This window comes from Streptomyces yaizuensis, assembly GCF_034961445.1.
In the GTDB taxonomy this organism is placed as follows: domain Bacteria; phylum Actinomycetota; class Actinomycetes; order Streptomycetales; family Streptomycetaceae; genus Streptomyces; species Streptomyces yaizuensis.
On the sequence record NZ_BSBI01000019.1, the window covers coordinates 47687 to 71685 of the forward strand.

22 protein-coding genes are annotated in these 23999 nt (G+C 72.3%); 13 read left to right on the forward strand and 9 right to left on the reverse strand.

The window, feature by feature from the left end; all coding sequences use genetic code 11:
* Positions 1-56: 56 nt before the first annotated feature.
* The 5 genes from SYYSPA8_RS33610 (at position 57) to SYYSPA8_RS33630 (ending at position 6034) form a co-directional block, all read left to right on the forward strand.
* On the forward strand, positions 57-3104 hold the full coding sequence (locus tag SYYSPA8_RS33610) for a lantibiotic dehydratase (RefSeq protein ID WP_323451216.1): 3048 nt from the start codon (positions 57-59) through the stop codon (positions 3102-3104).
* Positions 3101-4327: a lanthionine synthetase C family protein gene (locus SYYSPA8_RS33615; RefSeq protein WP_323451217.1), complete on the forward strand. Its 1227-nt coding sequence runs from the start codon at positions 3101-3103 to the stop codon at positions 4325-4327. Before SYYSPA8_RS33610 ends, SYYSPA8_RS33615 begins: the two co-directional genes overlap by 4 nt.
* Entirely contained in the window at positions 4309-5283 is a 975-nt protein-coding gene (locus SYYSPA8_RS33620; protein WP_323451218.1) for a thiopeptide-type bacteriocin biosynthesis protein, read from the forward strand. Before SYYSPA8_RS33615 ends, SYYSPA8_RS33620 begins: the two co-directional genes overlap by 19 nt.
* A 75-nt stretch (positions 5284-5358) precedes the next feature.
* Positions 5359-5553, forward strand: a complete 195-nt coding sequence (locus SYYSPA8_RS33625) for a hypothetical protein (protein ID WP_323451219.1) — start codon at positions 5359-5361, stop codon at positions 5551-5553.
* Between the two features lie 115 nt (positions 5554-5668).
* On the forward strand, positions 5669-6034 hold the full coding sequence (locus tag SYYSPA8_RS33630; protein ID WP_323451220.1) for a VOC family protein: 366 nt from the start codon (positions 5669-5671) through the stop codon (positions 6032-6034).
* A gap of 75 nt (positions 6035-6109) precedes the next feature.
* On the opposite strand, the gene SYYSPA8_RS33635 is transcribed toward SYYSPA8_RS33630, so the two are convergent.
* The 3 genes from SYYSPA8_RS33635 to SYYSPA8_RS33645 form a co-directional block, all read right to left on the reverse strand.
* Positions 6110-7315: a dipeptidase gene (locus SYYSPA8_RS33635; protein ID WP_323451221.1), complete on the reverse strand. Its 1206-nt coding sequence runs from the start codon at positions 7313-7315 to the stop codon at positions 6110-6112.
* 62 nt (positions 7316-7377) lie between these two features.
* Positions 7378-7908 carry a 5-(carboxyamino)imidazole ribonucleotide mutase gene (gene purE, locus SYYSPA8_RS33640; protein WP_323451222.1) on the reverse strand — a complete coding sequence of 177 codons (531 nt, stop codon included), beginning with the start codon at positions 7906-7908 and terminating at the stop codon, positions 7378-7380.
* Positions 7905-9044 carry a 5-(carboxyamino)imidazole ribonucleotide synthase gene (locus SYYSPA8_RS33645; RefSeq protein ID WP_323451223.1) on the reverse strand — a complete coding sequence of 380 codons (1140 nt, stop codon included), beginning with the start codon at positions 9042-9044 and terminating at the stop codon, positions 7905-7907. Before SYYSPA8_RS33645 ends, purE begins: the two co-directional genes overlap by 4 nt.
* A 164-nt stretch (positions 9045-9208) precedes the next feature.
* Here SYYSPA8_RS33645 and SYYSPA8_RS33650 point away from each other — a divergent pair, with 164 nt between their 5' ends.
* Positions 9209-9811 (forward strand): GtrA family protein, encoded by a 603-nt coding sequence (locus tag SYYSPA8_RS33650; RefSeq protein WP_323451224.1) that lies wholly within the window; start codon positions 9209-9211, stop codon positions 9809-9811.
* A 45-nt stretch (positions 9812-9856) separates the two neighbouring features.
* On the opposite strand, the gene SYYSPA8_RS33655 is transcribed toward SYYSPA8_RS33650, so the two are convergent.
* Together SYYSPA8_RS33655 and SYYSPA8_RS33660 are read right to left on the reverse strand one after the other, a co-directional pair.
* Positions 9857-11122, reverse strand: a complete 1266-nt coding sequence (locus SYYSPA8_RS33655) for an ATP-binding protein (protein ID WP_323451225.1) — start codon at positions 11120-11122, stop codon at positions 9857-9859.
* A gap of 154 nt (positions 11123-11276) precedes the next feature.
* Positions 11277-11954, reverse strand: coding sequence for a response regulator transcription factor (locus SYYSPA8_RS33660; protein ID WP_323451226.1), 678 nt, complete (start codon positions 11952-11954; stop codon positions 11277-11279).
* A 507-nt stretch (positions 11955-12461) separates the two neighbouring features.
* Between SYYSPA8_RS33660 and SYYSPA8_RS33665 the strand changes: the two genes are divergently transcribed.
* The gene (locus SYYSPA8_RS33665) at positions 12462-13955 is read left to right on the forward strand and encodes a peptide MFS transporter (RefSeq protein WP_323451227.1); all 1494 of its coding nucleotides are present in this window, start codon (positions 12462-12464) and stop codon (positions 13953-13955) included.
* Here the strand turns inward: SYYSPA8_RS33665 and SYYSPA8_RS33670 are convergent.
* The 4 genes from SYYSPA8_RS33670 to SYYSPA8_RS33685 all read right to left on the reverse strand — a co-directional run bounded on the left by SYYSPA8_RS33670 (position 13948) and on the right by SYYSPA8_RS33685 (position 17557).
* Positions 13948-15042: a neocarzinostatin apoprotein domain-containing protein gene (locus tag SYYSPA8_RS33670; RefSeq protein WP_407706142.1), complete on the reverse strand. Its 1095-nt coding sequence runs from the start codon at positions 15040-15042 to the stop codon at positions 13948-13950. The genes SYYSPA8_RS33665 and SYYSPA8_RS33670 overlap by 8 nt on opposite strands.
* 83 nt (positions 15043-15125) lie before the next feature.
* A complete protein-coding gene (locus SYYSPA8_RS33675; protein WP_323451228.1) occupies positions 15126-15893 on the reverse strand; it encodes a peptidase in 768 nt (255 codons plus the stop codon).
* A gap of 313 nt (positions 15894-16206) precedes the next feature.
* A complete protein-coding gene (locus SYYSPA8_RS33680; RefSeq protein ID WP_407706149.1) occupies positions 16207-16731 on the reverse strand; it encodes an ATP-binding protein in 525 nt (174 codons plus the stop codon).
* A 457-nt stretch (positions 16732-17188) separates the two neighbouring features.
* Positions 17189-17557, reverse strand: coding sequence for an STAS domain-containing protein (locus SYYSPA8_RS33685; protein WP_323451230.1), 369 nt, complete (start codon positions 17555-17557; stop codon positions 17189-17191).
* Positions 17558-17825: 268 nt separating this feature from the next.
* On the opposite strand from SYYSPA8_RS33685, the gene SYYSPA8_RS33690 reads away from it, so the two are divergent.
* The 6 genes from SYYSPA8_RS33690 to SYYSPA8_RS33715 all read left to right on the forward strand — a co-directional run bounded on the left by SYYSPA8_RS33690 (position 17826) and on the right by SYYSPA8_RS33715 (position 23904).
* On the forward strand, positions 17826-18776 hold the full coding sequence (locus SYYSPA8_RS33690; RefSeq protein ID WP_323451231.1) for an RNA polymerase sigma factor SigF: 951 nt from the start codon (positions 17826-17828) through the stop codon (positions 18774-18776).
* A 303-nt stretch (positions 18777-19079) separates the two neighbouring features.
* Positions 19080-21038 (forward strand): ATP-binding protein, encoded by a 1959-nt coding sequence (locus SYYSPA8_RS33695; RefSeq protein WP_323451232.1) that lies wholly within the window; start codon positions 19080-19082, stop codon positions 21036-21038.
* A complete protein-coding gene (locus tag SYYSPA8_RS33700; protein WP_323451233.1) occupies positions 21035-21481 on the forward strand; it encodes a roadblock/LC7 domain-containing protein in 447 nt (148 codons plus the stop codon). The genes SYYSPA8_RS33695 and SYYSPA8_RS33700 overlap by 4 nt, the downstream gene beginning before the upstream one ends.
* Positions 21478-21837 carry a DUF742 domain-containing protein gene (locus SYYSPA8_RS33705; RefSeq protein WP_323451234.1) on the forward strand — a complete coding sequence of 120 codons (360 nt, stop codon included), beginning with the start codon at positions 21478-21480 and terminating at the stop codon, positions 21835-21837. The genes SYYSPA8_RS33700 and SYYSPA8_RS33705 overlap by 4 nt, the downstream gene beginning before the upstream one ends.
* Positions 21838-22042: 205 nt before the next feature.
* The gene (locus tag SYYSPA8_RS33710) at positions 22043-22618 is read left to right on the forward strand and encodes a GTP-binding protein (protein WP_323451325.1); all 576 of its coding nucleotides are present in this window, start codon (positions 22043-22045) and stop codon (positions 22616-22618) included.
* A complete protein-coding gene (locus SYYSPA8_RS33715) occupies positions 22615-23904 on the forward strand; it encodes a cytochrome P450 (RefSeq protein ID WP_323451235.1) in 1290 nt (429 codons plus the stop codon). The genes SYYSPA8_RS33710 and SYYSPA8_RS33715 overlap by 4 nt, the downstream gene beginning before the upstream one ends.
* Positions 23905-23999: the final 95 nt, after the last annotated feature.

The following is a 23999-nucleotide window of genomic DNA, read 5'->3' on the forward strand; positions in this document are numbered from 1 at the left end:
TGCCGGGCGGGCCTTCCCGCCGGGCACCTCGTCGGATGTCGGCGAAGGGAGATGTCGTGACCGCAGGGATGCCGATCGGCCACCGGCCAAGGATCAGTGCACTGCTGCGCGTCTCCACCGATCCGGGCGGGCTGGACCTGCCCCGCGACCTCGGCCTGAGCGATACGGATGGTTCAGCGCGGGGACGCGAGTGGCTGGCGGCCGTCTGGCAGCGCCCTGAGGTCCGCGTCGCGGTGAGCACGGCCAGCCCCGCCCTGAGCGACCGGATCGGCGAGATCCTGAGCGGGCGGCGGTGCGACGCACGGCGGACACAGCGGGCAGTCCTGTCCCTCGCGTCCTATCTGCTGCGGTGGCAGGGACGGCCCACACCGTTCGGCCTGTTCGCCGGAGTCGCACCGGCGCGGATCGGTGGCGTACCGCAGGCCGCTTCGGGCAGGAAGCACCGCACGACCGTACGCGCGGACTCGGCCTGGCTGGCAGGGATCATCACCCGCCTCCACCACTGTCCTCAACTGCTGGAACAGCTGCCCGTGATGGCCGCGAACACCGGGTGCGTACGAGGAAACCGATGGGTCGCTCCCGGCCTGCCGACGGACGACCGCGCCCAGTCCCTCGCTCCGGTCGAGGTATCCGTACGGCACACCGGCCCCGTTGCCGCCGCGCTCGTGTGTGCTGCCTCCCCTGTTCGGTACGGCGAGCTGCGTGCCCTGCTCACCGAGCGGTTCCCGGCTGCTCCCAGGGACCGGATCGACACCATGCTCCGCGGGCTGGTCACCGAGAACATCCTCATCACCAGCCTGTGGGCACCCATGACCTGCATCGACTCTCTCGGGCACCTGTGCGCCGAGCTGGCAGCCGTCGGTGCCCGGCGTATGCCTGGCATCGAGGCCCTGGTGGGCGGACTGTTCTCGATACGGGACGAGATCACGGCGGGCGGTGCGGAAGAGAATGGACTGGCGGAGCGGATGCGGTCGCTCTGCGACACCACCCCGGTACCACTGATCGTCGATACCGTGGTGGACTGCGAGGTCCGGATCCCCGAGGCCGTGGTGGGGGAGGTACGGAGCGCGGTCGAGGTGCTGTGCAGGCTCTCGCCGTATCCGTTCGGGTACCCGGCGTGGCGCGACTACCACGGGCGGTTCCGGGCACGGTACGGAACCGGAGCGGTGGTTCCCGTCCTGGATCTGGTGGCCGACAGCGGGCTCGGCTACCCGGCCGGGTTTCTCGGTTCCCCGTACACGAACCCGGGGCGCCGGCTGACCGAGCGCGACGAGAAGCTGTTACGCCTGGTGCAGCAGGCCACACTGGACGGCAGTGGAGAGATCGTCCTGACCGAGCCGATCATCGCGGACCTGGCGGCCGACGCCACCGACCTGGTGCCGGTGCCCCGGGTGGAGGTGGCCGTCGAGATCCACGCCGCCACCGTGGCCGCGCTCGGCCGTGGCGAGTTCCGACTGCTGATGACCGGGACGCCGAGGCCGGGCAGCAGCATGGCAGGACGGTTCGCGCACCTTCTGCCCGAACCGGACCGGGACCGGCTCAGCGCCACCTGCCAGTCAGCGTCCCCCGGCGGCCTGGCCGCCCAGCTCTCCTTCGTACCGCGTCGCCGCCGCAACGAGAACATCGCCCGCACCATGCGGCTCCTCCCGCACGTGATCCCGCTCTCCGAGCACCGGCCGAAGGACGGGGCCGTGATCGAGCCGGCGGACCTCGCGGTCACGGCGGATTCCCAGAGCTTCCACCTCGTCCAGCTCTCCACCGGCCGACTCGTCGAGCCGCGCGTCCTGCACGCCCTGGAAGCCGGTGTGCACACGCCCCCACTGGCACGCTTCCTCGCCGAGATCGGCACAGCCCGCTGTGCCGTCTACAAGTCGTTCGACTTCGGAGCTGCGGCCCAGCTGCCGTTTCTGCCCCGCATCCGCTACCGGCGCACGGTCCTCGCTCAGGCCCGCTGGCTGCTCGACGCGGAGGATCTGCCTGGCCGCGCCTCGTCGGCGTCCGCATGGGAGACCGCGTTCTCCGCATGGCGGGCAGGGCTGCGTGTGCCCGAGCGCATCACCATGGTGGAGCGCGACCAACGGTTGCCCCTGGACCTCACCCATCCCGTTCACCGACTGCTTCTGCGTACGCGCCTGGACAGGTCCCGACGCATCGAACTGCGCGAAGCACCTGGTCCGCAGGATCTCGACTGGCTCGGCCGCGCCCATGAACTCCTCCTTTCCCTGGCGCTGCCCGAGCCGGACCGCCGCAGGACGCCGAACCCGATCCGCGCCGTCGAACCCGACGCATCCCACCTTCCGGGCCACTCGGCCGTCCTTCAGGCACGGATCCACGCCCACCCGGACCGCTTCGACGAGATCCTTGCCGAGCATCTGGCCGCCCTCGTCGACTCCTTCGGGACCCATCAGCAGTGGTGGTTCAGCCGTCATCGCGTCACACCCCGCCCGGACGCGGATCAGCATCTGGCACTGTGTCTGACCCTTCCGGATCCGGACACGTACGGGAGCGCGGCCGAGCGGGTCCACGACTGGTCGGAGGGACTGCGTCGACGACGCCTGCTGGCGCAGCTCACGCTCGCCACCTACCAACCTCAAGCAGGCCGGTACGGGCACGGCACGGCGATGCAGGCCGCCCACTCGGTGTTCGCCGCCGACTCGGCGGCAGCCGTCGCCCAGATCCACACCGCCCTCGGCGGTACGGATGGTCAGGCACTCGCAGCGGCCAGCCTGGTCGATCTCGCGGTCCGGTTCGCACCCACCGCCGAGGAAGGGCTTCACTGGCTGGTCCGGGATCTGCGGCGGCAGAAGGGGCCACTGGACCGGTCGCTGCGTGACCGGGCCCTCGACCTCGCCGACCCCTGCGGCAACGCCTTCCCGTCCCTGCCCGGTGCGAAAGCCGTCGCCGCAGCGTGGCAACGGAGGGCAACCGCACTGGCCGCCTATCGGGACGAGTTGTCGGCCCAGCGCGCCCCGCTCGCCGCGCTCGGCTCGCTTCTGCACCTGCACCATGTACGTGCCCTTGGTATCGGCCCCGATCGGGAACGGGTCACCGACCGTCTGGTCCGCGCTTGCGCGCTCCGCCGCACCGCCGGGGGAGCCGGGTGAATCCGCGCCTCGCCGCCACCGATCTGATCGAGCACCTGACCGAGCGTCTGGCCGCGCCCGAGCCTCCACCGCCGGACAAGCCCTGGGCAGCGCAGTCCCTGTCCCACGGCGCGGCCGGAACAGCTCTGCTGCACATCGAACGCGCCCACTCCGGGACCGGAACCTGGCGACAGGCCCATCGGTGGATTGCCAACGCCACCGCCGGAGAAGTGAGCGCCACGGAAACCAGTGGCCTGTACTGGGGCGTACCAGCCGTCGCCTTCATGCTGCACGCCGCCGCCGGCTCCTCCGAACGTTACGGCCACGCCCTCGCCGCGATCGACCGGAGTGTCACCGCCCTCGCACACCGCCGTACCGCTGCCGCGCTGGATCGGATCCGGCGCGGCGGTCTTCCGGCCTTCCGCGAGTACGACCTCTTCTCCGGCCTGACCGGAATCGGTGCCTACTTGCTCCGCCGAAACCCTGGCGGCACCGCTGTGGAAGGTGTGCTGACCTACCTGGTCTCTCTCACCCGCCCTCTGCTCCACGAAGGGCAGGCCGTGCCCGGCTGGTGGGTCGGCCACGATCAGTACACCCGTACCTCCGCCCGGTTTCCCCACGGCCACAGCAATCAAGGTGTCGCGCACGGCATCACCGGACCACTCCTGCTCCTCGCCCAGGCGACCCGGCGTGGCATCACGGTCGACGACCAGCCCGAAGCAATCGCCTCGATCCAGGCCTGGTGCGACCGGTGGCGGCAGACCGGTGGCACCGGGGCATGGTGGCCCGAGTGCGTCTCCCTCGCCGACCTGCGAGCCGGTCGGCCCAGCCAGCCCGGTCCCGCCCGGCCGAGCTGGTGTTACGGCACACCGGGCATAGCCCGCGCGCTCCAGCTCGCCGCTGTCGCCACGCACGACATCGATCTCCAGAGCAGAGCCGAGCAACATCTCATCGACTGTCTGTCCGACCCCACCCAACTCACGCGACTCAACGACGCCGGACTGTGTCACGGCTGGGCCGGCATCCACCAGACCGTCTGGCGAGCCGCCCAGGACGCGACGACTCCGGCACTGCGAGAGGCCCTTCCACCTCTCACCGCCGCCCTTGTCCGAGCCGCCGGCACCAGGACGACGCCCGACCCCGGCTTCCTCAACGGAGAAGCCGGTACAGCCCTCGCCCTGACCACTGGCGCCCGTGATACGGCTCCGCTCTGCGGATGGGACGCATGTCTGCTGATCGACTGAACGCCCACCACCAAGCCCGGAAGACGGTGACCGTCGCCGTCCTCGACGTCCTCGCGGGAACACCGCTCGCCCAGGCCGCCGACGGGGCGGGGCTGGAGCCGGCGGATCTGGCCCTGGCGGTCGACGTCTTCTGCCAGGCGGGCAGCCGTGCCCTGGAACAGCAGACCGTCGCTCCCGGCTGGTGGCAGATCTACGCCGAGTTCCCCGACTGGACCACTGCCGAGACCACGGCGGCCACCCATCTCGCCCCGCTCCTGGGCCGAGCCGCCACCGAGTGGTGGTTCATCCGGAAACACCCCTGCTGGAGAATCCGCCTGCGCACCACCGGTCACCCTGACGGCACGAAGACCACCGTGAGCACGGCATTGAACAGACTCGCCGCCGCAGGCCACATCCGGCGCTGGTGGACCGGCAGCTACGAAGCGGAGTCCGCAGCCTTTGGCGGCACCGAGGGCATGACCGCCGCGCACAGCTTGTTCCACGCCGACAGCCAGGCCATCCTCACCCAGCTCCACGGCCGCCGGAACAGCCTCGGCCGTCGCGAAATCTCCGTCCTGCTGTGCACCTCGCTGATGCGCGGCGCCGGTCTGGAGTGGTACGAGCAGGGAGATATCTGGCACCAGGTCTCCACCGAACGCCCTCTTCCACCGGATGCCACCCTCGACCGGCTCCGGCCGATGGCCGCAGACCTGAACGCCCTGCTGCTGGCCGACCTCCGCCTTGACGGTCCGCTCTTCGGTGAGGGCGGTCCCGCGAAGTGGGCTGCTGAATGGGCAGCCGGCTTCCGTGACGCAGGCCGGGCCCTCGGGGTTGCCGCCCGCGCGGGAAGACTGGAACGAGGTCTGCGCCAGGTCATCGCCTACCACGTGATCTTTCACTGGAACCGGCTGGGACTGCCCGCCCGGGCACAGAGCATCCTCGCCTCGGCCGCTCGCACCGCCGTACTGGGCGAATGAGCTGACGCAGAAGCCCAAGCGGGTCGGAACTAGAGTGGTGACCGCATCCCGCCCCGAACCCCAGGAAGCACCGCCATGACCGCCCGGAAGGACCCCCTGGACAACCCCGCGATCCTCGCGCTCTTCCTCGCCTTCTTCGTCTGGAACGCGCTGAGCACCGGCGGGCCGGCGTATCTGCGGATCGGGGCCGGGGCGCTCGCGCTGCTGACGGGGGCGCTCCTCGTACGGCATCGGGTACGGCGCCTCGCACGGCGGCGCGCGGCCGGCTGACCGGCGGGGGAGGCCCCGGCCGCGCCTCCCGGAGTCCCATGGGGCAGCATGCGGGGAGTTCATCACCGGGTGAAGCCGTCGACCGGTGACCACTGCGACGCATAGGGGTTATTCAATGGCCATCGCCGAACTGACAGCCGTCACGCTGGACTGTCCCGACGCCCGGCGGCTGGCCGCCTTCTATCAGGGGCTGCTCGGGGGCGAGGTCCGCACCGAATCGGACAACTGGATCGAGCTGGTGATCGACGGGGCCCCGTCGCTGGGGTTCCAGCAGGTCGCCGCGTACACCCCGCCGACCTGGCCCGTCGGGGACGTACCGACGCAGGTCCACCTGGATCTCCAGGTGGGCGATCTGGACGCGGCCGAGGCCGGGGCGCTCGCGCTGGGGGCGAGCGTGCTGGACGCCGGGGACACGACGAGGAGTTGGCGGGTGTACGCGGACCCCGCCGGGCATCCGTTCTGCCTCGTCGCCCACCACTGAGCAGGCATCCGTGCTGCCTCGTAACCACCACTGAGGCGGTGCGGGCCCCGCCCTGAAAGGCGGGGCCCGGCGGGCTCAGCCGTCCAGGTCTGTCAGGGTCGCGTTCGACGGGCCCCTGCGGGCGCTCTCGTCCCGGGCCACCGACTCCGCGTCGCGCAGCACCCGTACCGCGTTCTGCCAGGTCAGCTTGGCCAGATCGGTGTCCGACCAGCCGCGGCGGAGGAGTTCCGCGATCAGGTTGGGGTAGCCGGAGACATCGTCCAGGCCGTCCGGGACGAACGCGGTCCCGTCGAAGTCGCCGCCGATGCCGATGTGGTCGACGCCCGCGACCTCGCGCATGTGGTCCAGGTGGTCGGCGACCGTGGACGCCGTCGCGATCGGGCGCGGGTTCGCCTCCTCGAAGGCCGCGTGGAGCTTCATCGCCTCCGGCGTGGTGTCCAGCGGGTGGTGGCCGTTGGCCCGCAGATGCGCGTCCGCCGAACGGGTCCACTCGATCGCCGCCGGCAGGATGAACTTCGGTACGAACGTGGCCATCGCGATGCCGCCGTTGTCCGCGAGCCGGGCGAGGACGTCGTCGGGGACGTTCCGTACGTGGTCGCAGACCGCGCGCGCCGAGGAGTGCGAGAAGATCACCGGCGCGGTGGAGGCGTCCAGCGCGTCCCGCATGGTCGTGGCCGCGACATGGGAGAGGTCGACCAGCATCCCCAGCCGGTTCATCTCCGCGACGACCGCGCGGCCGAAGGCGGAGAGCCCGCCGACGCCGGGTTCGTCCGTCGCCGAGTCCGCCCACGGCACGTTGTCGTTGTGCGTGAGGGTCAGATAGCGGACGCCCAGCGCGTACAGGGCGCGCAGGGTGGCCAGGGAGCTGTTGATGGAGTGGCCGCCCTCGGCGCCCATCAGGGAGGCGATCCGGCCCTCGGCGCGGGCGCGCTCCATGTCGTCGGCGGTCAGCGCCGGGGCCAGCACCGCCGGGAAGCGGTCGAGCAGCTGGCGTACGCCGTCGATCTGTTCCAGCGTCGCGCTCACCGCGTCGTCCCCGGACATGTCGCTGCGGACGTACACCGACCAGAACTGGGCGCCGACACCCCCGGCACGGAGCCGGGGGATGTCGGTGTGGAGCGTGCCCGTCTGGTCGGCGCCCAGGTCGAGCCGGTCCAGGTCGTAGCGGACCCGCTCGCGCAGCGCCCACGGCAGGTCGTTGTGGCCGTCGACCACGGGATGGGCCGCCAGCAGTTCGTGCGCCCGCTGCTCGAAGAGGGGTTCCTTGGATTTGGATTCCATACGGACGTCACTTCCCGGGAGAGCCCCGTGCCTCCCGGCCCGGGACGGCTGGACGGACGGGGTTACTTGGCGAAGCCGAACGAGCCGTTGCCCTCGACCTTCGCCCGCAGCCGCTTGCCCTTCTCGGTGGCCTGCTCGTTCAGCTGGTGCTGGAAGTCCTTCATCCGCGCCAGCACGTCCGCGTCCTGGGTGGCGAGGATCCGCGCGGCCAGCAGGCCCGCGTTGCGCGCCCCGGCGACGGAGACCGTCGCGACCGGGACCCCGGCCGGCATCTGCACGATGGACAGCAGCGAGTCCATGCCGTCCAGGTACTTCAGCGGCACGGGCACGCCGATGACCGGCAGCGGGGTGACGGAGGCGAGCATGCCGGGCAGATGGGCCGCCCCGCCCGCGCCGGCGATCAGGACCTTCAGGCCGCGGGCGTCGGCCGCCTCGCCGTACGCGACCATCTCGTGCGGCATGCGGTGCGCGGAGAGGACGTTCACCTCGTACGGGATCTCGAACTCGGCCAGCGCCTGGGCGGCGGCCTCCATGACGGTCCAGTCGGAGTCGGAGCCCATCGCGATGCCCACGAGCGGGGTGGTGCTGCTCATTCGGTGATCGTCCCTCTGAGGTAGTCGGCCGCGTGGCGGGCGCGCTCGCGGACTTCCGCGAGGTCGTCGCCGTAGGTGTTGACGTGCCCCACCTTGCGGCCCGGCTTGACGTCCTTGCCATACATATGGATCTTCAGCTGCGGATCCCGTGCCATGCAATGGAGATACGCCGCGTACATGTCCGGGTAGTCGCCGCCCAGCACATTGCACATCACGGTCCAGGGCGCGCGCGGGTGGGGGTCGCCCAGCGGAAGGTCGAGCACCGCCCGGACGTGGTTGGCGAACTGGGAGGTCATGGACCCGTCCTGGGTCCAGTGGCCCGAGTTGTGCGGGCGCATCGCCAGTTCGTTGACGAGGATGCGGCCGTCGGCGGTCTCGAACAGCTCGACCGCGAGATGGCCGACGACGCCGAGTTCGGCGGCGATCGTCAGCGCCAGCCGCTGGGCCTCGCCCGCCCGCTCCTCCGGCAGGCCGGGGGCGGGCGCTATCACCGTGTCGCAGACGCCGTCCACCTGCTGGGACTCGACCACCGGGTACGCGACGGCCTGGCCGTGCGGGGAGCGGACGACATTCGCCGCCAGCTCGCGGGTGAAGTCGACCTTCTCCTCCGCGAGGACGGGCACCCCGGCGCGGAACGGCTCCGCGGCCTGTTCCTCCGTACGCACCACCCACACGCCCTTGCCGTCGTAGCCGCCGCGCACGGTCTTGAGGACGACGGGGTAGCCGTCGCCCTCCGCCGCGAACGCGCTCACATCGGCCGGGTCGCTCACGATGCGGTGGCGGGGGCAGGGCACCCCCAGTTCGCTGAGCCTGGCCCGCATCCGGCCCTTGTCCTGCGCGTACAGCAGGGCGTCCGGGCCGGGACGGACGGCGACACCGTCCGCCTCCAGGGCGCGCAGATGCTCGATCGGAACGTGTTCGTGGTCAAAGGTGATCACATCGCAGCCGCGGGCGAACGCGCGCAGCGTCTCCAGGTCGCGGTGGTCGCCCACGACGACCTCACCGGCGACCAGGGCCGCGGAATCCTCCGGGGTGTCGCTGAGGAGCTTGAAACGGATGCCGAGGGGGATGCCCGCCTCGTGCGTCATACGGGCGAGCTGACCGCCGCCGACCATACCGACTACCGGGAACGTCACCCCCTTAGAGTATCCGTCGGCCCCCGGACGGCTCCGGGCCGTCCGCGCGTCGCCGAGTGTCACGGCTCCGCCACACCATCGTTCAGGTGATCGGGCGGGGGTCCTGGCGGCTGGTTAGCATTGCGGGGTTGGCGGTGTCGAGGTGATGGGGCTGGACTCTCACGATGAGTGAACTTGGCGGAGCGCTGCGCATGCGGTTCGACCGGCTCGTGCGCGAATTCGCCAGGTTCGGGGCGGTCGGCGGCGCCGGGGTCGTGGTCAATCTCGCGGTCTTCAACCTGGTCCGGGCGACCACCGAGCTGCCCGTCGTCCGGGCCTCGCTGATCGCCAACGCCGTCGCCATCCTCTTCAACTACCTGGGGTACCGGTACTTCACCTACCGTGACCGGGACAAGAGCGGGCGCACCCGCGAGCTGTCGCTCTTCCTGCTCTTCAGCGTCATCGGCAGCGTGATCGAGAACGGGATCCTCTATCTGGCGACGTACGGCTTCGGCTGGGACGGTCCGCTCCAGAGCAACGTGTTCAAGTTCATCGGCATCGGGGTCGCGACGCTCTTCCGCTTCTGGTCCTACCGGACGTGGGTGTTCCGGGCGCTGCCCGCACGGGAGGCCGTGCAGACGGCCGAATCGTTCCTGGAGCAGGGGCAGGCGCAGGGGCAGGGGCAGGCGCAGCAGGGCCATGGGCCGGGGCCGGAGCAGGAGCGGCTGCCCGCGACTCCGCCGGCTCCCGCCACCCCCTCGGACCCGCTGACCGCGCCCAACCACTGACCCGGCGCCCACGCACGGCACCCGCACCCCCACCCGCTTGCGGGGTCAGCGGACGGTCGGCGGGTCGTCCGGCCGCTTGCGCGCCACCCTGCTGAGGAAGAGCGCGAACACCGGCGGATGCTGCTGGAGCATCTCCAGCCGGCCGCCGTCCGCCTCCGCGAGATCCCGGGCGACCGCGAGCCCGATGCCCGTCGAGTTCCGTCCGCTGATCGCCCGCTCGAAGATCCGCGCGCCCAGTTCGGCGGGGACGCCGGGGCCGTCGTCGGTCACCTCGATCACCGCCTGGTTCCCGGTGACCCGCGTCCGCACCGCGACCGTGCCGCCGCCGTGCATCAGCGAGTTCTCGATCAGCGCGGCCAGTACCTGCGCCACGGCGCCCGGGGTGCCGATCGCGCTCAGCCCCTGCTTGCCGGAGCAGACCAGCGCCCGGCCCGCGCTGCGGTACGCGGAGCGCCACTCGGCCAGCTGCTGCTGCACCACCTCGTCCAGGTCGAAGACGATCGCGGAGCCGGTGCGGGGGTCGCGGGAGTTGGTCAGCAGCCGCTCCACCACGTCCGTCAGCCGCTCGACCTGGGTGAGAGCGATGCTCGCCTCCTCCTTCACGGTCGCCGGGTCGTCGGTGGCGGAGATCTCCTCCAGCCGCATGGAGAGCGCGGTGAGCGGGGTGCGGAGCTGGTGCGAGGCGTCCGCCGCGAGCCGGCGTTCGGCGGTGAGCATCCGGGCGATCCGCTCGGCGCTCGAATCGAGGACGTCGGCGACCCGGTCCAGCTCGGGGACGCCGTAGCGGCGGTGGCGGGGGCGCGGGTCGCCGGAGCCGAGGCGTTCGGCGGTCTCCGCGAGGTCGGTGAGGGGCGCGGCGAGCTTGTTGCCCTGGCGCACGGCGAGCAGGATGGCGGCGGCGATGGCGATGACGGCGATCCCGCTGATGATCAGCAGGCTCTGGCCGACCTCGTGGGTGATGGTGGAGCGGGGCGCCTCCACGGTGACGGTCTCGCCCTTGGCGCCGGTCTCGTCGGCGGTGATGACCCCGCCCTCGGGGCGTTCGCCGATCTCTATCGGGGGCCGGCCGGGGATCTCGATCAGCGCGTAGTACTGGGTGCCGCTCTGCTCGGTGAGGATGGCGGGGTTGACGGGCTCGCCGCCGATGAGCCGGCCGTCCACGATGGCGGCGAGGCGGACGGCCTCGGCCTCCACCGTCTCCTTGGCGCTGCTGCTGATCGTGCGGGTCTCGACGATGACCAGGGAGACGCCGAAGACGGCGATGACGACGAGCACGACGGCGAGCGTGGATTGGATGAGTCGTCGGCGCACGGGCCCTCCGGGCGGGGTGGGATGTCTCCGGGGTCTCCGGGGTCTCCAGGTTCTCCGGGGAGCCTACGCGCGCGGGCGCCTGACAAACGGGTCCGGGCCGGTCCGGCCGGAGTACGGCGGGACCGGGAAGGTGTCAGCTCTCCTCGAAAAGGTGTCAGCTCTTCTCGAAGCGGAAGCCGACGCCCCGCACCGTGGCGATGTAGCGCGGGTTCGCCGCGTCGTCCCCGAGCTTCTTGCGCAGCCACGAGATGTGCATGTCGAGCGTCTTCGTGGACGACCACCAGGTGGTGTCCCAGACCTCGCGCATCAGCTGATCGCGGGTGACGACCCGGCCCGCGTCCCGCACCAGGACCCGCAGCAGGTCGAACTCCTTCGCCGTGAGCTGCAACTCCTCCTCGCCCATCCAGGCGCGGTGGGACTCCACGTCGATCCGTACGCCGTGGGTCGCCGGGGCCGGGGTCGGCTCGGTCGCGCCGCGCCGGAGCAGGGCCCGGACCCGGGCCAGCAGCTCGGCCAGGCGGAAGGGCTTGGTGACGTAGTCGTCGGCGCCCGCGTCCAGGCCCACGACCGTGTCCACCTCGTCCGCGCGCGCGGTGAGGACCAGGATCGGCACGGTGTGGCCGTCCGCGCGCAGCCGCCGGGCGACCTCCAGACCGTCCATGCCGGGCAGCCCCAGGTCGAGCACGACGAGATCGATCCCGCCGGCGAGCCCGGCGTCGAGCGCGGCCGGTCCGTCCTCCCGCACCTCGACCTCGTACCCCTCGCGCCGCAGTGCGCGCGCCAGCGGCTCGGAGATGGATGCGTCGTCCTCGGCGAGCAGTACTCGGGTCATGGCAGTGATGGTAGTCCGCGGGAGGGACCCGTCGGGGCGTGATCCACAAGCCCTGCGGGTCTCAGGTCGATCATGACTACGACCTTGGATTCAGGGCATACGGTTCCGAGTCGCCCTGTGATCCATGTCTCAAGTCCTTCCATATCCGACACTGTCGTGTCGTATGGTGTCGAGTACGCCTGTAGCACTACACGGAGACCTTTGGCCTGCCGCCCAAGCAGCTAGTAGGAGCGAGCCGCAGCGGCAGATATGCCAGGGGTCTCTTCTGTGCGCGGGCCCGGTGAACCCGGGTCCGATGACAGTGAATGACCTGTGGGCCGGGCCCCGGGCGCAATGACGCTCCCGGGGTGTGGATCCCGGTACGAGATGTCCTTCCGTCCCCGTTCGACGTCGAGCGGGGACGAGCCCCCGGGGCGTGGGGTTGGACAGTTCGCGTACCGGTGCCGGTCACCCCCACCGGGCGCGTCCCGCCGACCGAGCGGCGCGTCCCGACAGCAAGGAACGACCATGGCGTCAACCCTGACGAAGGATTCCGCGGCTCCGGCCGAGAAGACCTTCCTCGGCCACCCGCGCGGCCTGGCCAACCTCTTCCTCACCGAGATGTGGGAGCGGTACAGCTACTACGGTATGCGTGCCCTCCTCGTCCTCTACCTGGTCGCCAACGTGGCCGACGGTGGACTCGGGATGAAGGACGCGACCGCTGTCGCGATCTACTCCGTGTACAACGCCATGGTGTACCTGCTCGCCCTCCCGGGCGGCTGGCTCGGCGACCGCGTGTGGGGCGCCCGCAAGGCGACCGCCATCGCCGGCGTGATCATCATGATCGGCCACTTCCTGCTGGCCATCCCGGTGGACGGGCTCTTCTTCGTCGGCCTCGGCTTCATCGCGGTCGGTTCCGGTCTGCTGAAGTCCAACATCTCCACGATGGTGGGCCAGCTCTACACGGACAAGAACGACCCGCGCCGTGACGGTGGCTTCACGATCTTCTACATGGGCATCAACCTCGGTGCCTTCGTCGCCCCGCTGACCATCGGCTGGGTCGGCCAGAAGGTCGACTGGCACCTGGGCTTCGCCCTCGCCGGCGTCGGCATGGCGATCGGTCTGCTCTTCTACTTCCTGGGCTTCCGCCACCTGGCGGAGGAGTCCTCCAAGGTCCCGGCCCCGCTGTCGGCCGAGGAGCGCTCGTCGCTGATCCGCAAGGCCCTGATCTGGCTGGGCATCGCCGCCGGCGGTTACGCGATCGTCGGCCTGGCCGGTGTCTTCAACGAGGACTGGGTCCTGTGGCCGCTGACCATCATCGGTCTCGTGCTGCCGATCTGGTACCTGTTCAAGATCAAGCGGGACAAGGACCTCTCGGAGCTGGAGCGCTCCCGGATGTCCGGCTTCATCTGGTTCTTCGCCGCCGCCACCGCGTTCTGGACCATCTACGACCAGGGCGGCTCGGTCCTCTCGCTCTTCGGCAAGAACGACACCCAGGACTCGCTGTTCGGCTTCGAGTTCCCGACCACCTGGTTCCAGTCGCTGAACCCGCTGTTCGTGATGGCGCTCGCGCCGGTCTTCGCGATGCTGTGGGTCGCGCTCTTCAAGCGGAACCGGGAGCCGAGCACGATCTCCAAGTTCGCGATCGCGCTCGTCATCATCGGTGGCTCCTTCGGCGTCATGACCGTGGCCCAGATGATGGCCTCGGGCGACACCAAGGTCTCCCCGATGTGGCTGGTCTCCGTCTACTTCCTGATGACCGTCGGTGAGCTGTGCCTCTCCCCGGTCGGCCTGTCGCTGACGACGAAGCTGGCGCCGCAGAAGTACGCCTCGCAGATGATGGGCGTCTGGTTCCTCGCGATCACCACCGGCAGCTCCATCGTCTCCCTGCTCCAGCTGGTGGGCGCGCCGACCACCCACCCGGTCTGGTTCGCCGGCCTGGGCGTGATCGCCGCTCTCGGCGGTGCCGCGATCTTCGCCTCGCGCGACAAGGTCAAGGCGCTCATGGGCGGCGTCAACTGACACCGGTGCCGGGCTGACCGGCCGGGCCGGATCCACCGGATCCACCGGATCCACCGGACTCACCACCGCATCGACAGGGCCGCTGCCCCGGTACACCACCGGGGCGGCGGTCCTTCGCCTTTCCGGCGGCTGTTGTTTCGGCAGGTCCGGCGGGCCGCAGGTGGTCGACCACCGCCATCCCCACCCGGAAGACGGCGGCGGGCGCCACGAGCGCCAGCAGCACCCAGAAGGCCGTCACCCCCCAGGGCCGGCCGACGTCCCAGGGCCGGTCGGCGATGGTCCGCCCGGCGTACCGGACGGCGATCCCGTAGTCGCCGTGGGCGCCCGCCGCCAGTTCCACGTCCAGCGTGATCCTGGCCTTGGCGCCGGGGGCGATGGTGCCCCGCCAGCGGCGCTCCTCCCAGCGCGGGGCGTAGACGCCGTGCGAGACGCCGAGCCGGAAGACGGGGTTCTCGACGGGGGTGGTGCCCAGGTTGCCCACGGTGAGGGAGAGCCGCCGGGACGGCGGGGCGCCGAAGAGGACGAGCAGCCCCGAATCGCCCTCCAGCCGGGCGGTGGTCAGCGCGGCGAGCTTCCCGGGGCCCCGGGGGCGGGGCAGCGGGGCGGTCGGATGGCCCGCGACGGCGAGCACCGCGTTCTCCGCGTGCCGCTCGCCCGTCACGGTGGCGACATGGACCACGCAGGGGCAGGGCCTCGGCGGCGCGACCACGGGGAGCCCCGCGCTGAAGGAGCCGGAGGCGTCGGTGGTGACGGCCCGGCCGTCGGCGTTGGCGCAGGCGTTGGTGCCGCCGATCATGTTCTGGCCGCAGATCAGCAGGGTGAGCAGGGTGCCGGGGCGCCAGCCCGCGCCGCTGACGGTGAGGGTGGCGCCGGGGGCGGCCCGCTGGGCGGAGAGCAGAACGCCGGGCCCCTGGCGGGCGGCGGCCGGCCCGGCGGGACCGGCCACGAGCACGGCGGCGACGGCGAGCACGGCGAGGGCCGCGAGGGCGGCGGCGGTGACCCGCCGGCGGGCGGGGGTGCCCCCGGGCCCGTACCGCCGTAAGTGCTCCGGCGCGGCCCGCCGGTCCGTCCACGTCCGCACAGGCACGGCCCCTCTCCTCCGTACTCCTTCGTACGTACTCCTTCGTGCTCCTTCGACTCTTCGGGCCCCGGGGATACGACGGTGGGGGCTCAGCCCGTGGTCCGCCGGCCGCGCCGGGTCAGCCAGAGCACACCCGCCGCCCCGGTGAGCAGCACCGTGCCGCCGAGGGTGCCGAGCGCGGTGGCCGAGTCGAGCGGTCCGGTACGGGGCAGCTCGCCCCCGCCGGAGGCCGCGCCGCCGGACGCGCTCCCCCCGGACGCGCCGGAGCCGTTCGTACCGCTCGATCCGTTCGATCCGTTCGTACCGCCGGATCCGTTGGCGCCGCTGGAACCGTTGGCGCCGCCCGGGGAGCCCGATCCCGTGACGTCCAGTTCCAGCGAGGGCCGCGGGTTGTTCTTCGGCGTACAGGTCGTGGTCGTCCCCAGGGCCTTGATCGTCAGTACCCCGGCGGTGAAGGTGACCTTCCCGGCCGCCCGTGGCGTGTACGTGCCGGAGAGATCGCTTATCTTGATCGGCGTATTGGCGGGGACGGCCTCCGCGTTGGCCGGGCCGGTCACCGCGACGCTGCCGGTCTCCGCCCCGCCCACCACGATGCTGGCGCTGGGCTTCATCGCGCCCCGGCCCAGCTCCACCGGGCTGGACGAGACGCCCTTGCGGAACGACATCGTCAGCCGGTAGCCGCTCCCGCTCCGCACGGACACGATGTCGATCGGCGACACCGCGGACCGGGGTCCGATCGGGGTCACGCACTGGTAGTCGACGTCCACGACGGCGGCGTGCGCGGCCGGCGCGGCGACCAGCGCCGTCCCGGCCGTCGCCGCCGCGAGTGCGAGAGCCGTCCGATTCCGGTACCTCACCTCACATCACCTCACGTTCCTGCGTACCCGGTACCTGGGTGCCCGCGTCCCTGGGTCCCTGTCGCACCGATTCTGCTGACGTGCCATCAGATCGGGGCTCAAGGTACGCCGGGGGGCCCGGGGAGGGAAGACACATCACGCCCCTCGCCGAATGCTCCACAAGAGATTCGTACGCGCGGGCAGAAGGGGGCCTCGGGCGTGCGCGGGCGCGTCCCGGCACGCCCGGGCGCGCGGGGACGGTGAGGAGAGAAGAGGAAGAGGAGAGAAGAGGAGGAAGGGAGGAAAGGGAAAGGAGACGGGGGCGGGCGGCGGGCTACTCGGGGGCCGCCAGCTCCGCCCAGACCGTCTTCCCGGGCGCCCCCGGGACCCGGACGACCCCCCAGTCCAGGCAGAGCCGCTGGACGATGAACATGCCGTGGCCGCCGGGCCGGCCGGCCCGGTGCGGGGTGCGGGGCGCGGGCTGCCCGGCGCCCCGGTCGGTGACCTCCAGCCGGAGCACCTTGCCGTCGCAGCCGACCCTCAGCTCCTCGGGGCCCTCCGCGTGCAGACACGCGTTGGTGACCAGCTCGGAGACGACCAGCAGGACGTCCTCGGCGGCGGCCCGGCGGTCGGCGGTGGCGGCGGGCAGCCAGCCCCAGTCGTACAGCGCCTGCCGGGTGAAGTCGCGGGCGAGCGGGACGATGCCGCTGGCGCTGCCCAGGGCGATCCGGCGCACCGGGCCCCCGCCCGACGGCGCGCCGGAGGCCTCGGAAGGCCCGGAAGTCTCCGATGTGCCCTCGGTCTCGGGCACGGGCACGGGCACGGAAGGGGCGACGGACGCCGGAGGGGCACCGGACACGGACGTGACGGCGGGCGCGGCCGGGGGCGCGGGCCGTTCGGGCACCGTCCGCCCGGCCACGGACCGCTCGGACACGGGCCGCTCGGACACGGGCCGCTCGGACACGGGCCGCTGTGGTGCGGATGGCGGCAGGGGCCTCCCGGCCCGCACGGCGGGCACGCCGTCAGCGGCCCGCGGTTCGGGACCGCGGTCGCCCGGCTGCTGCGGCCGGGTGGTCATCAGCGCTTCACCTCACCGAATCACCAGTACACCTGTCTGTTCTCTGTCTGTCACCGCGCGGGCCGCCGGACGGTTCCGTGACGGTCGCCACAACCCCGGCATCGGAGTGCCGGAGCGTGCGGGCCCGCGAGGGCCGTGCGGTGGTTCTCCTGCCCGGACGCGAGGTGACAACACTCACGGGGCACCGATCGAACCGGAGCGGCACTGAAGGCCGGTCCGCCGAGCGGGGGGATACGGGTCAGCCGGAGAGGGCTTCGTCGAGGGAGGGGTGGACGGTGAAGACCGCCTCCGCCCCGGTGATCTCCAGCACGCGTGCCACGACGGGCCTCAACCCGGCCAAATGGACCCCTCCCCCGGCCGCGTCCGCCTTCAGCCGGGCGGCGAGCAGCACATTGAGCCCGGTGGAGTCGCAGAACTCCAGCCGCGAACAGTCGATGACCAGACGGGAACGCCCCTGCGCGAGCGCCGCGTCGAGAGGCGTACTGAGCACGTCGGCGGTGTGGTGGTCCAACTCCCCCGCCGGGGTGACGACTTCGCTGTCACCCACGGTCCGCACCTCGACCTGGAGCCGGCCCCGATGTGCGCTGCCGGCCGTCGCGCGGTCCATGTCCGTCCCTCTTCGCCATGTCGTCGTACGCCTGGTGTGACGTTTCTGGTCCATCGCACACTACGCCCCTCCGACACGGACGGGCCAGCGAACTCCCTTATCAAAGCCTTATTCCGGTCAAATGCCACTTGCCAGGGGGCAGGGGGAACAGGTAGCCCTGATAGGGAACGAAACGAGACAGCCACCCCTCAACCGGCTTGGAGGCGCCGCTCACCGCAGCGCAGGCACGGCTTCGGCGGCCCTACGCCGAGCACGATGGAGGAGACCCATGTCACCCCGGCTGGACACCGCCACCACCGACATCCGTACGGACCCCCAGCGGACGGCGTCCGCCGGATCGCCCGCCCCCGATCTCCACTCCCGTCCCGGCCCCGGCACCGGTCCCGACACCGCGCTCGGCACCGGCCTCGGGCCCCTGCCCGGGATCCCGCCCCTGGGCACGATCGGCGCGGTCGACGCGCGGGCCCTCTCCCGGACCCTCTTCGAGCGGCTGGCCCGCCTGGAGGAGGGCACCCATGAGCACGCCTACGTCCGTAACACCCTGGTCGAACTGAACCTGTCGCTGGTCCGGTTCGCCGCGTCCCGCTTCCGCTCCCGCAGTGAGCCGATGGACGACATCGTGCAGGTCGGCACGATCGGCCTGATCAAGGCGATCGACCGGTTCGAGCTGAGCCGGGGGGTGGAGTTCCCCACCTTCGCCATGCCGACCGTGATCGGCGAGATCAAGCGCTTCTTCCGGGACACGAGTTGGTCGGTACGGGTGCCGCGCCGGCTCCAGGAACTGCGGCTCGACCTGGCGCGCGCCGGTGACGAACTGGCGCAGCGGCTGGACCGGGCCCCCACCGTCGCCGAACTCGCCCGCCATCTCGGCATCGGCGAGGACGAGGTGGTCGAGGGGATGGCCGCCAGCAACGCGTACACGACCAGTTCACTGGACGCCCGCCAGGAGAACGGGACCATGGACGGCGCGGACGGCACCCTCGCCGACCGGATCGGGTACGAGGACAGCGGCCTCGAAGGGATCGAGTACATCGAGTCCCTGAAGCCGCTGATCGCCCGGCTGACCGCGCGGGAACGCCGGATTCTCTCGCTCCGCTTCGTTGCCAACATGACGCAGTCGGACATCGGCGAGGAGCTGGGCATCTCCCAGATGCAGGTCTCCCGGCTGCTCTCGCGGACCCTGGACCGGTTGCGCCGGGGACTCACCGCGGACAGCTGAGCGCGCCCCCCGGAACGACCCCTTCCACCCGTCGCCCTGCCCCGCCGCCGGCCATCTTTAGCACGAACGGCGAACGAACGCAGTGACATTCTGATGTGACGTGCCCAACTCATATTCGAACACGGTCCGTTGATCGTAGGATTCGGACTGCTCTCGACACGTCCACGGGAGTCCGGCGCGGGGCCCGCTCCCCAGGGGCCCGGACGCCGTGCAAGCCCTCGTGAAAGGCTCGGTCCTCGTGCTCCTGGTTCACGTCGTGGTCACCCCGGGCGGCGCGGCGCTCCGTGGGCGGCGGTTCCCGTGGTGAGCCCGGACGACGGGAGCCCCGCACCGTCCGGCCCGTCCGGGCTCGCCCTGTGGTGGCCGCCGCTGACGGGCCTCGCGGCCGTCGCCGGCGGAGCGGTCCTCGCCGACCAGTACACCGCCGCGAGCTGGCGCCGGATCCTCGCCTGGGCGTGCGCCGCCCTGGTCCTGATCACCCTGGTCTGGGCGCTCGCCCTGCTGCGGCTGCTGCGCGTCGAGCGCCGGCTGCGCGCCGCCGACCGGCGCACCGCCCGCGCGCGGGGCGCCGAGGTGGAACGGCTCGTGACGCTGCGGCTGCCCGCCATCGCCGACCGGTTGCGCTCCGGCGGGCGGCTGGACACCGTACCGGGACCGCTGGCCCCGGCCGCCGACACCGGGGACGGCTTCGCCCGCGCGCTCGCCACCGTCGTGGACGCCCTCGGCTCCGAGGACGCGGTCCGCAGGGAACGGGCGCTCCGGGACGCCGTCCAGGCCGCGTTCGAGTCCGTCGCCCGCAATATGCACGCCATGGCGACCGTGCAGCAGCAGGTCCTGGACCGGGTCGAGCGCTCCATCGAGGACCCGGCGCTGATGGCGGAGGTGATGAAGGCCGACCACGCCGCCGCGCAGATGACGCGCAAGGCGCAGACGCTGCTGGTGATGTGCGGGGTCTGGCCGGCCCGCCGGGAGACCCGGCCGGTCTCGCTGTACGACTGTGTACGGGGCGCCCAGTCCCGGATCGTCGAGTTCAACCGGATCGAGGTGCACGGCGGTCAGAATCTGTACGCGGTGCCACCGGCCGTCGAGGGCCTGATGCACGCCATCGCCGAACTCCTGGAGAACGCGACCGTGTTCTCCCCGTCCAGTACGCGGGTCATGGTGACCGTGCGGGAGGTCGGCGCGGGCGCGGTGGTCGAGATCGACGACGCGGGCCTGGGCATGCCCCCGGACGTGCTGAGCCAGTCCACGGCCCGGCTGCGCAACGGGCTCGACCTGGCCGAACTGGGCGCGGTGCCCCGGCTCGGGCTGGCCTGCGTGGGCCGCTGGACGCGGGAGCTGGGATTCAGCGTGGAGCTGTCGGGGGCGTCCGCGTACGGCGGCACCCGGGCGGTGGCGTTCGTACCGCACCGGCTGCTGACCGAGCCGCTGCCGCCGCTCCCGGGCCGGGGGCTGCCCCGGCGGGACCAGCGGCGGGAGCCGCACCCGGAGCAGGCGCCGCGGCGGCACCGGGATCCGCGCCCGGCGCACGGCGGTACGGAGCGGCCGGGACCGCCCGCCGCCGCGCGGGAGCGGACGGTGCCCGGCTACCCGTACGACCGGCCTGCTGTCCCGGGCCCGTCCCCGGAACCGGGCCCGGCACCGGCACCGGTCCCGTCGCCCGCGTGGGCCGACCTGCCGGCCCCGGCGCCCGCACCGGATGCGCCGAACGCTCCGTACGCCTCGGGCACCCCACACACCCCGTACACCTCGCACACCTCGGACGCGCCGCAGCACTCGACCGCGTACCAGGAGCCCCACCACCGGCCCCCCGGCGCCGGGCCGTCCCAGCACCCCTCGCCCCAGCACCCCTCGCCCCAGCACGCCTCGCCCCAGCACGCCTCGCCACCGCCCCTCTCGCCCCGCCAGCCGCTGCCGCCCGAGCAGCCGGGGCCGGGGCAAGGTCTGGGTCCGGGGCCGGGGCCGGCGGGGCCCGCCGGCCGGAGCGGGGGCGCCCTGCCGCGCCGCCAGAGCCGCCGGGGTGCCGCCGTCGAGGCCGCCGCCCGGACCGCGCTCCAGCCCGAACCCCCCGCCGCGCCCCCGCTCCCCGTCGACCGGACCGCCTGGACACCCGAGGCGGCACGGGCGTCCATCACCAGCGTGGTGTCCGGCTCCCGGCGCGGCCGGGCCGCCGTCGCGGGCCCCACCGCCCCCGACAGCCCCTTCCGTCCCACCCCAGCCGATTCCCCCGAACCCGACGCGCACCATGGAGGCCGGTCATGACCGGGACCATCACCCGACTCCCCGACCTGGGCTGGATGCTCCGCCCCCTGACCGAGATCCCGGGCGTGCGGCACGCGGTCGTGGTCTCCGAGGACGGTCTGCGCCTCGGCCACGCCTCCGCCGTGAACCTCGGCGGCCCGGTGGCCTCGCTCAGCGTCGCGGAGGCCGAGGCGCTCTCCGCCGCCTGCGCCGCGATGAACATGACGGGCCGCTCCACCGCCGCGCTGCTCTTCGGCCGGGGCGCGGGCGTCCGCCAGCTGATGCTCGAATCCGAACACGGCTTTGTGCTCTTCACCCATGCGGGTGTCGGGGCGCATCTGGGGGTGGCCACCGATACCGAGGCCGACGTGGGGCTGGTCGCACAGCAGATGCAGCTGCTGGTGGCGAAGATCGGCGCTCACCTGTCCACGCAGCCCCGGGATCCGGTCACCGGATCCTCATGACGGACCGTCCGGAGGACCGGACGCCGTCGGCGGTACGTCCGTATGTGATCACCAGGGGACGCGCCGGGGCGGGCGGTGAGCCGCTGGCCTGGGAGACCCTGGTGATGGCGACCGACGCCGCGTTCCCGCCGTCCCTCCAGCCGGAACACCATCAGATCCTGACCCACTGCCAGGGTCTGTTGTCGGTCGCGGAGGTCGCGGCCCACCTGGGCCACCCGCCGTCGGTGGTCCAGGTGTTGCTCGCCGACCTCGTCGAGTGGGGTCTCGTGGTGACCCGCCCGCCCATTCCGCCGGCCGAACGCACCGATGTGACCATGCTCAGAAAGGTCCTCCATGGCCTCGAAAGCCGTCTCTGACGCCCACGAAGGGGCGTCGGGACCACCGGGTCCGCACATAGCGCGGGGCGGCCCGGCCCTCCGGCCGGCCCCGGTCGGACAGCTGCCGGATCCCGGCCCCGGCCCCGTACGCGCGACGGCCCCCGCACACGCGACGGCCCCCGGCCCCGAGCGCGCAGCGGGCCCCGGCACGGCCCCCGTGCCGGGCAAGTACGTCAGCTCCAGCGTGGCAGGCGCGGCGAAGATCCTGGTCGTCGGCCCGCTCGGGGTCGGCAAGACCACCCTGATCGGCACCGTTTCGGAGATCAAACCGCTGTCCACCGAGGCGATGATGACCCAGGCGGGCGCCCGGTTCGACGCCCTCGTGGACAGCGGGAAGACCACCACGACCGTCGCGCTCGACTTCGGCCGGATCACCATCGACGGCGCGCTGGTGCTCTATCTCTTCGGCACCCCGGGCCAGCAGCGGTTCCTGCCCGCGTGGCGGGACCTGGCCCGGGGCGCCCTGGGCGCGCTGGCCCTGGTCGACACCCGTGACCTCGCCTCCTCCTTCGACGCACTGGGCAATCTGGAGGAACTGGGGCTGCCGTTCGCCGTCGCGGTGAACGTCTTCCCCGGCAGCCCCCGCTACCCGGAGGACGAGCTGCGCTCCGCGCTCGACCTGCTGCCGGGGACCCCGCTGGTCGAGTGCGACGCGCGGGACCTGCGTTCCTCGGTACGGGCGCTGATCGCCCTGCTCGGCCATCTGATCGACACCGCGCCCTCCCCTTCGGACGGCGCCGCGCTGACGGAGCGGGCATGAGCGCCCGCCGCTGCCCGATGGGGACAGTGGGTACGGCGAGTACGGCGAGTACGGCCGGGACAGCGGGGGCGACAGGGGTGGCGCTGCACGGCCCCGGGCCCGGCGGGGACGGCCTGGCCGCCTTCCAGGAACGGCTGCGCCGCGACCACGGCCCCGTGGTCCCGGTGACGATCGCCCCCGGCATCGGCGCCTGGCTGGTGATCGGCCACCGGGAACTCCTCCGGCTCACCCGCGAGGAAGGCGACTTCTCGCACGACCCGCGCCGCTGGTCGCTGCTGCGCGAGGGCCGGGTGCCGCCCGACTCGCCGATCCTGCCCATGGTGGGCTGGCGGCCCGCACTGCTCTACGCGGACGGACAGCGCCACCGCCGGATGCGGGCGGCCGTGACCGACGCGCTCGACCGGATCGACGGGCACGAGCTGCGGCGCGGGGTACGGGCCGCGGCGGAACGGCTGATCGCCTCCTTCGCGGGCCGCCGCAAGGCCGACCTGGTCGCCCACTACGCCCGGCTGCTCCCCGCACAGGTGATCACCGAGCTGCTGGGCCTGGACACGGCCACGGGCCAGCGGCTGGAACAGGCGATCGCGGGGCTCACCGCCGTCAACGCGGACTCCGCCGGATCCAGCGCCCGCATGGACGCCATCCTGCGCGAGGTGATCGTCGCCAAGCGGCGGCGGCCCGGCTCCGACCTCACCTCCGCGCTGCTGCTCCACCCGGCGGGGCTCACCGACGAGGAAGTCCTGCACAACCTGGCCGTCGTCTTCGTCATGGGCCGCCAGACCACCGTGAACTGGATCGCCACCACCCTGCGGATCCTGCTGTGCGACCCGGCCTTCCGCTCCTCCCTCGCGGTGGGGCACCTCAGCGTCGACGACGCCCTCGACCTCGTGCTGTGGCGGCATCCGCCCGCGCAGAACGTGCCCGCCCGGTACGCCACCCGCGATCTGGAGCTGGGCGGCCGGCGGATCACCGCCGGGGACATGCTCCTCCTCGGCCTCGCCGGGGCCAACCAGGACCCGGCCGTCCTCCCCGACGACGGCACCCCCGTGGTCGGCAACCGCTCCCACCTCGCCTTCGGGGCCGGACCCCACACCTGCCCGGCACAGGACCCGGCCCGGCTGATCACCCGTACCGCCGTGGACACGGTCCGCCACCGGCTGCCGGATCTGGAACTCGCCGTCCCCGAATCGGAACTGACGTGGGTCTCCACCCCGTGGAGCACCCGGCTGGCGGCCCTGCCCGTACGGTTCACCGAACCCCAGCTGCCGCACGCCGACCTCCTCTGAACGGTCGGGACCGGGGCCCGTGCCGGTGGCGCCGGTTACGCTGAACGGGTCCCGCACAGCATCCCGGTCGTCATGCCGGCCAGCGTCGAAAGAGC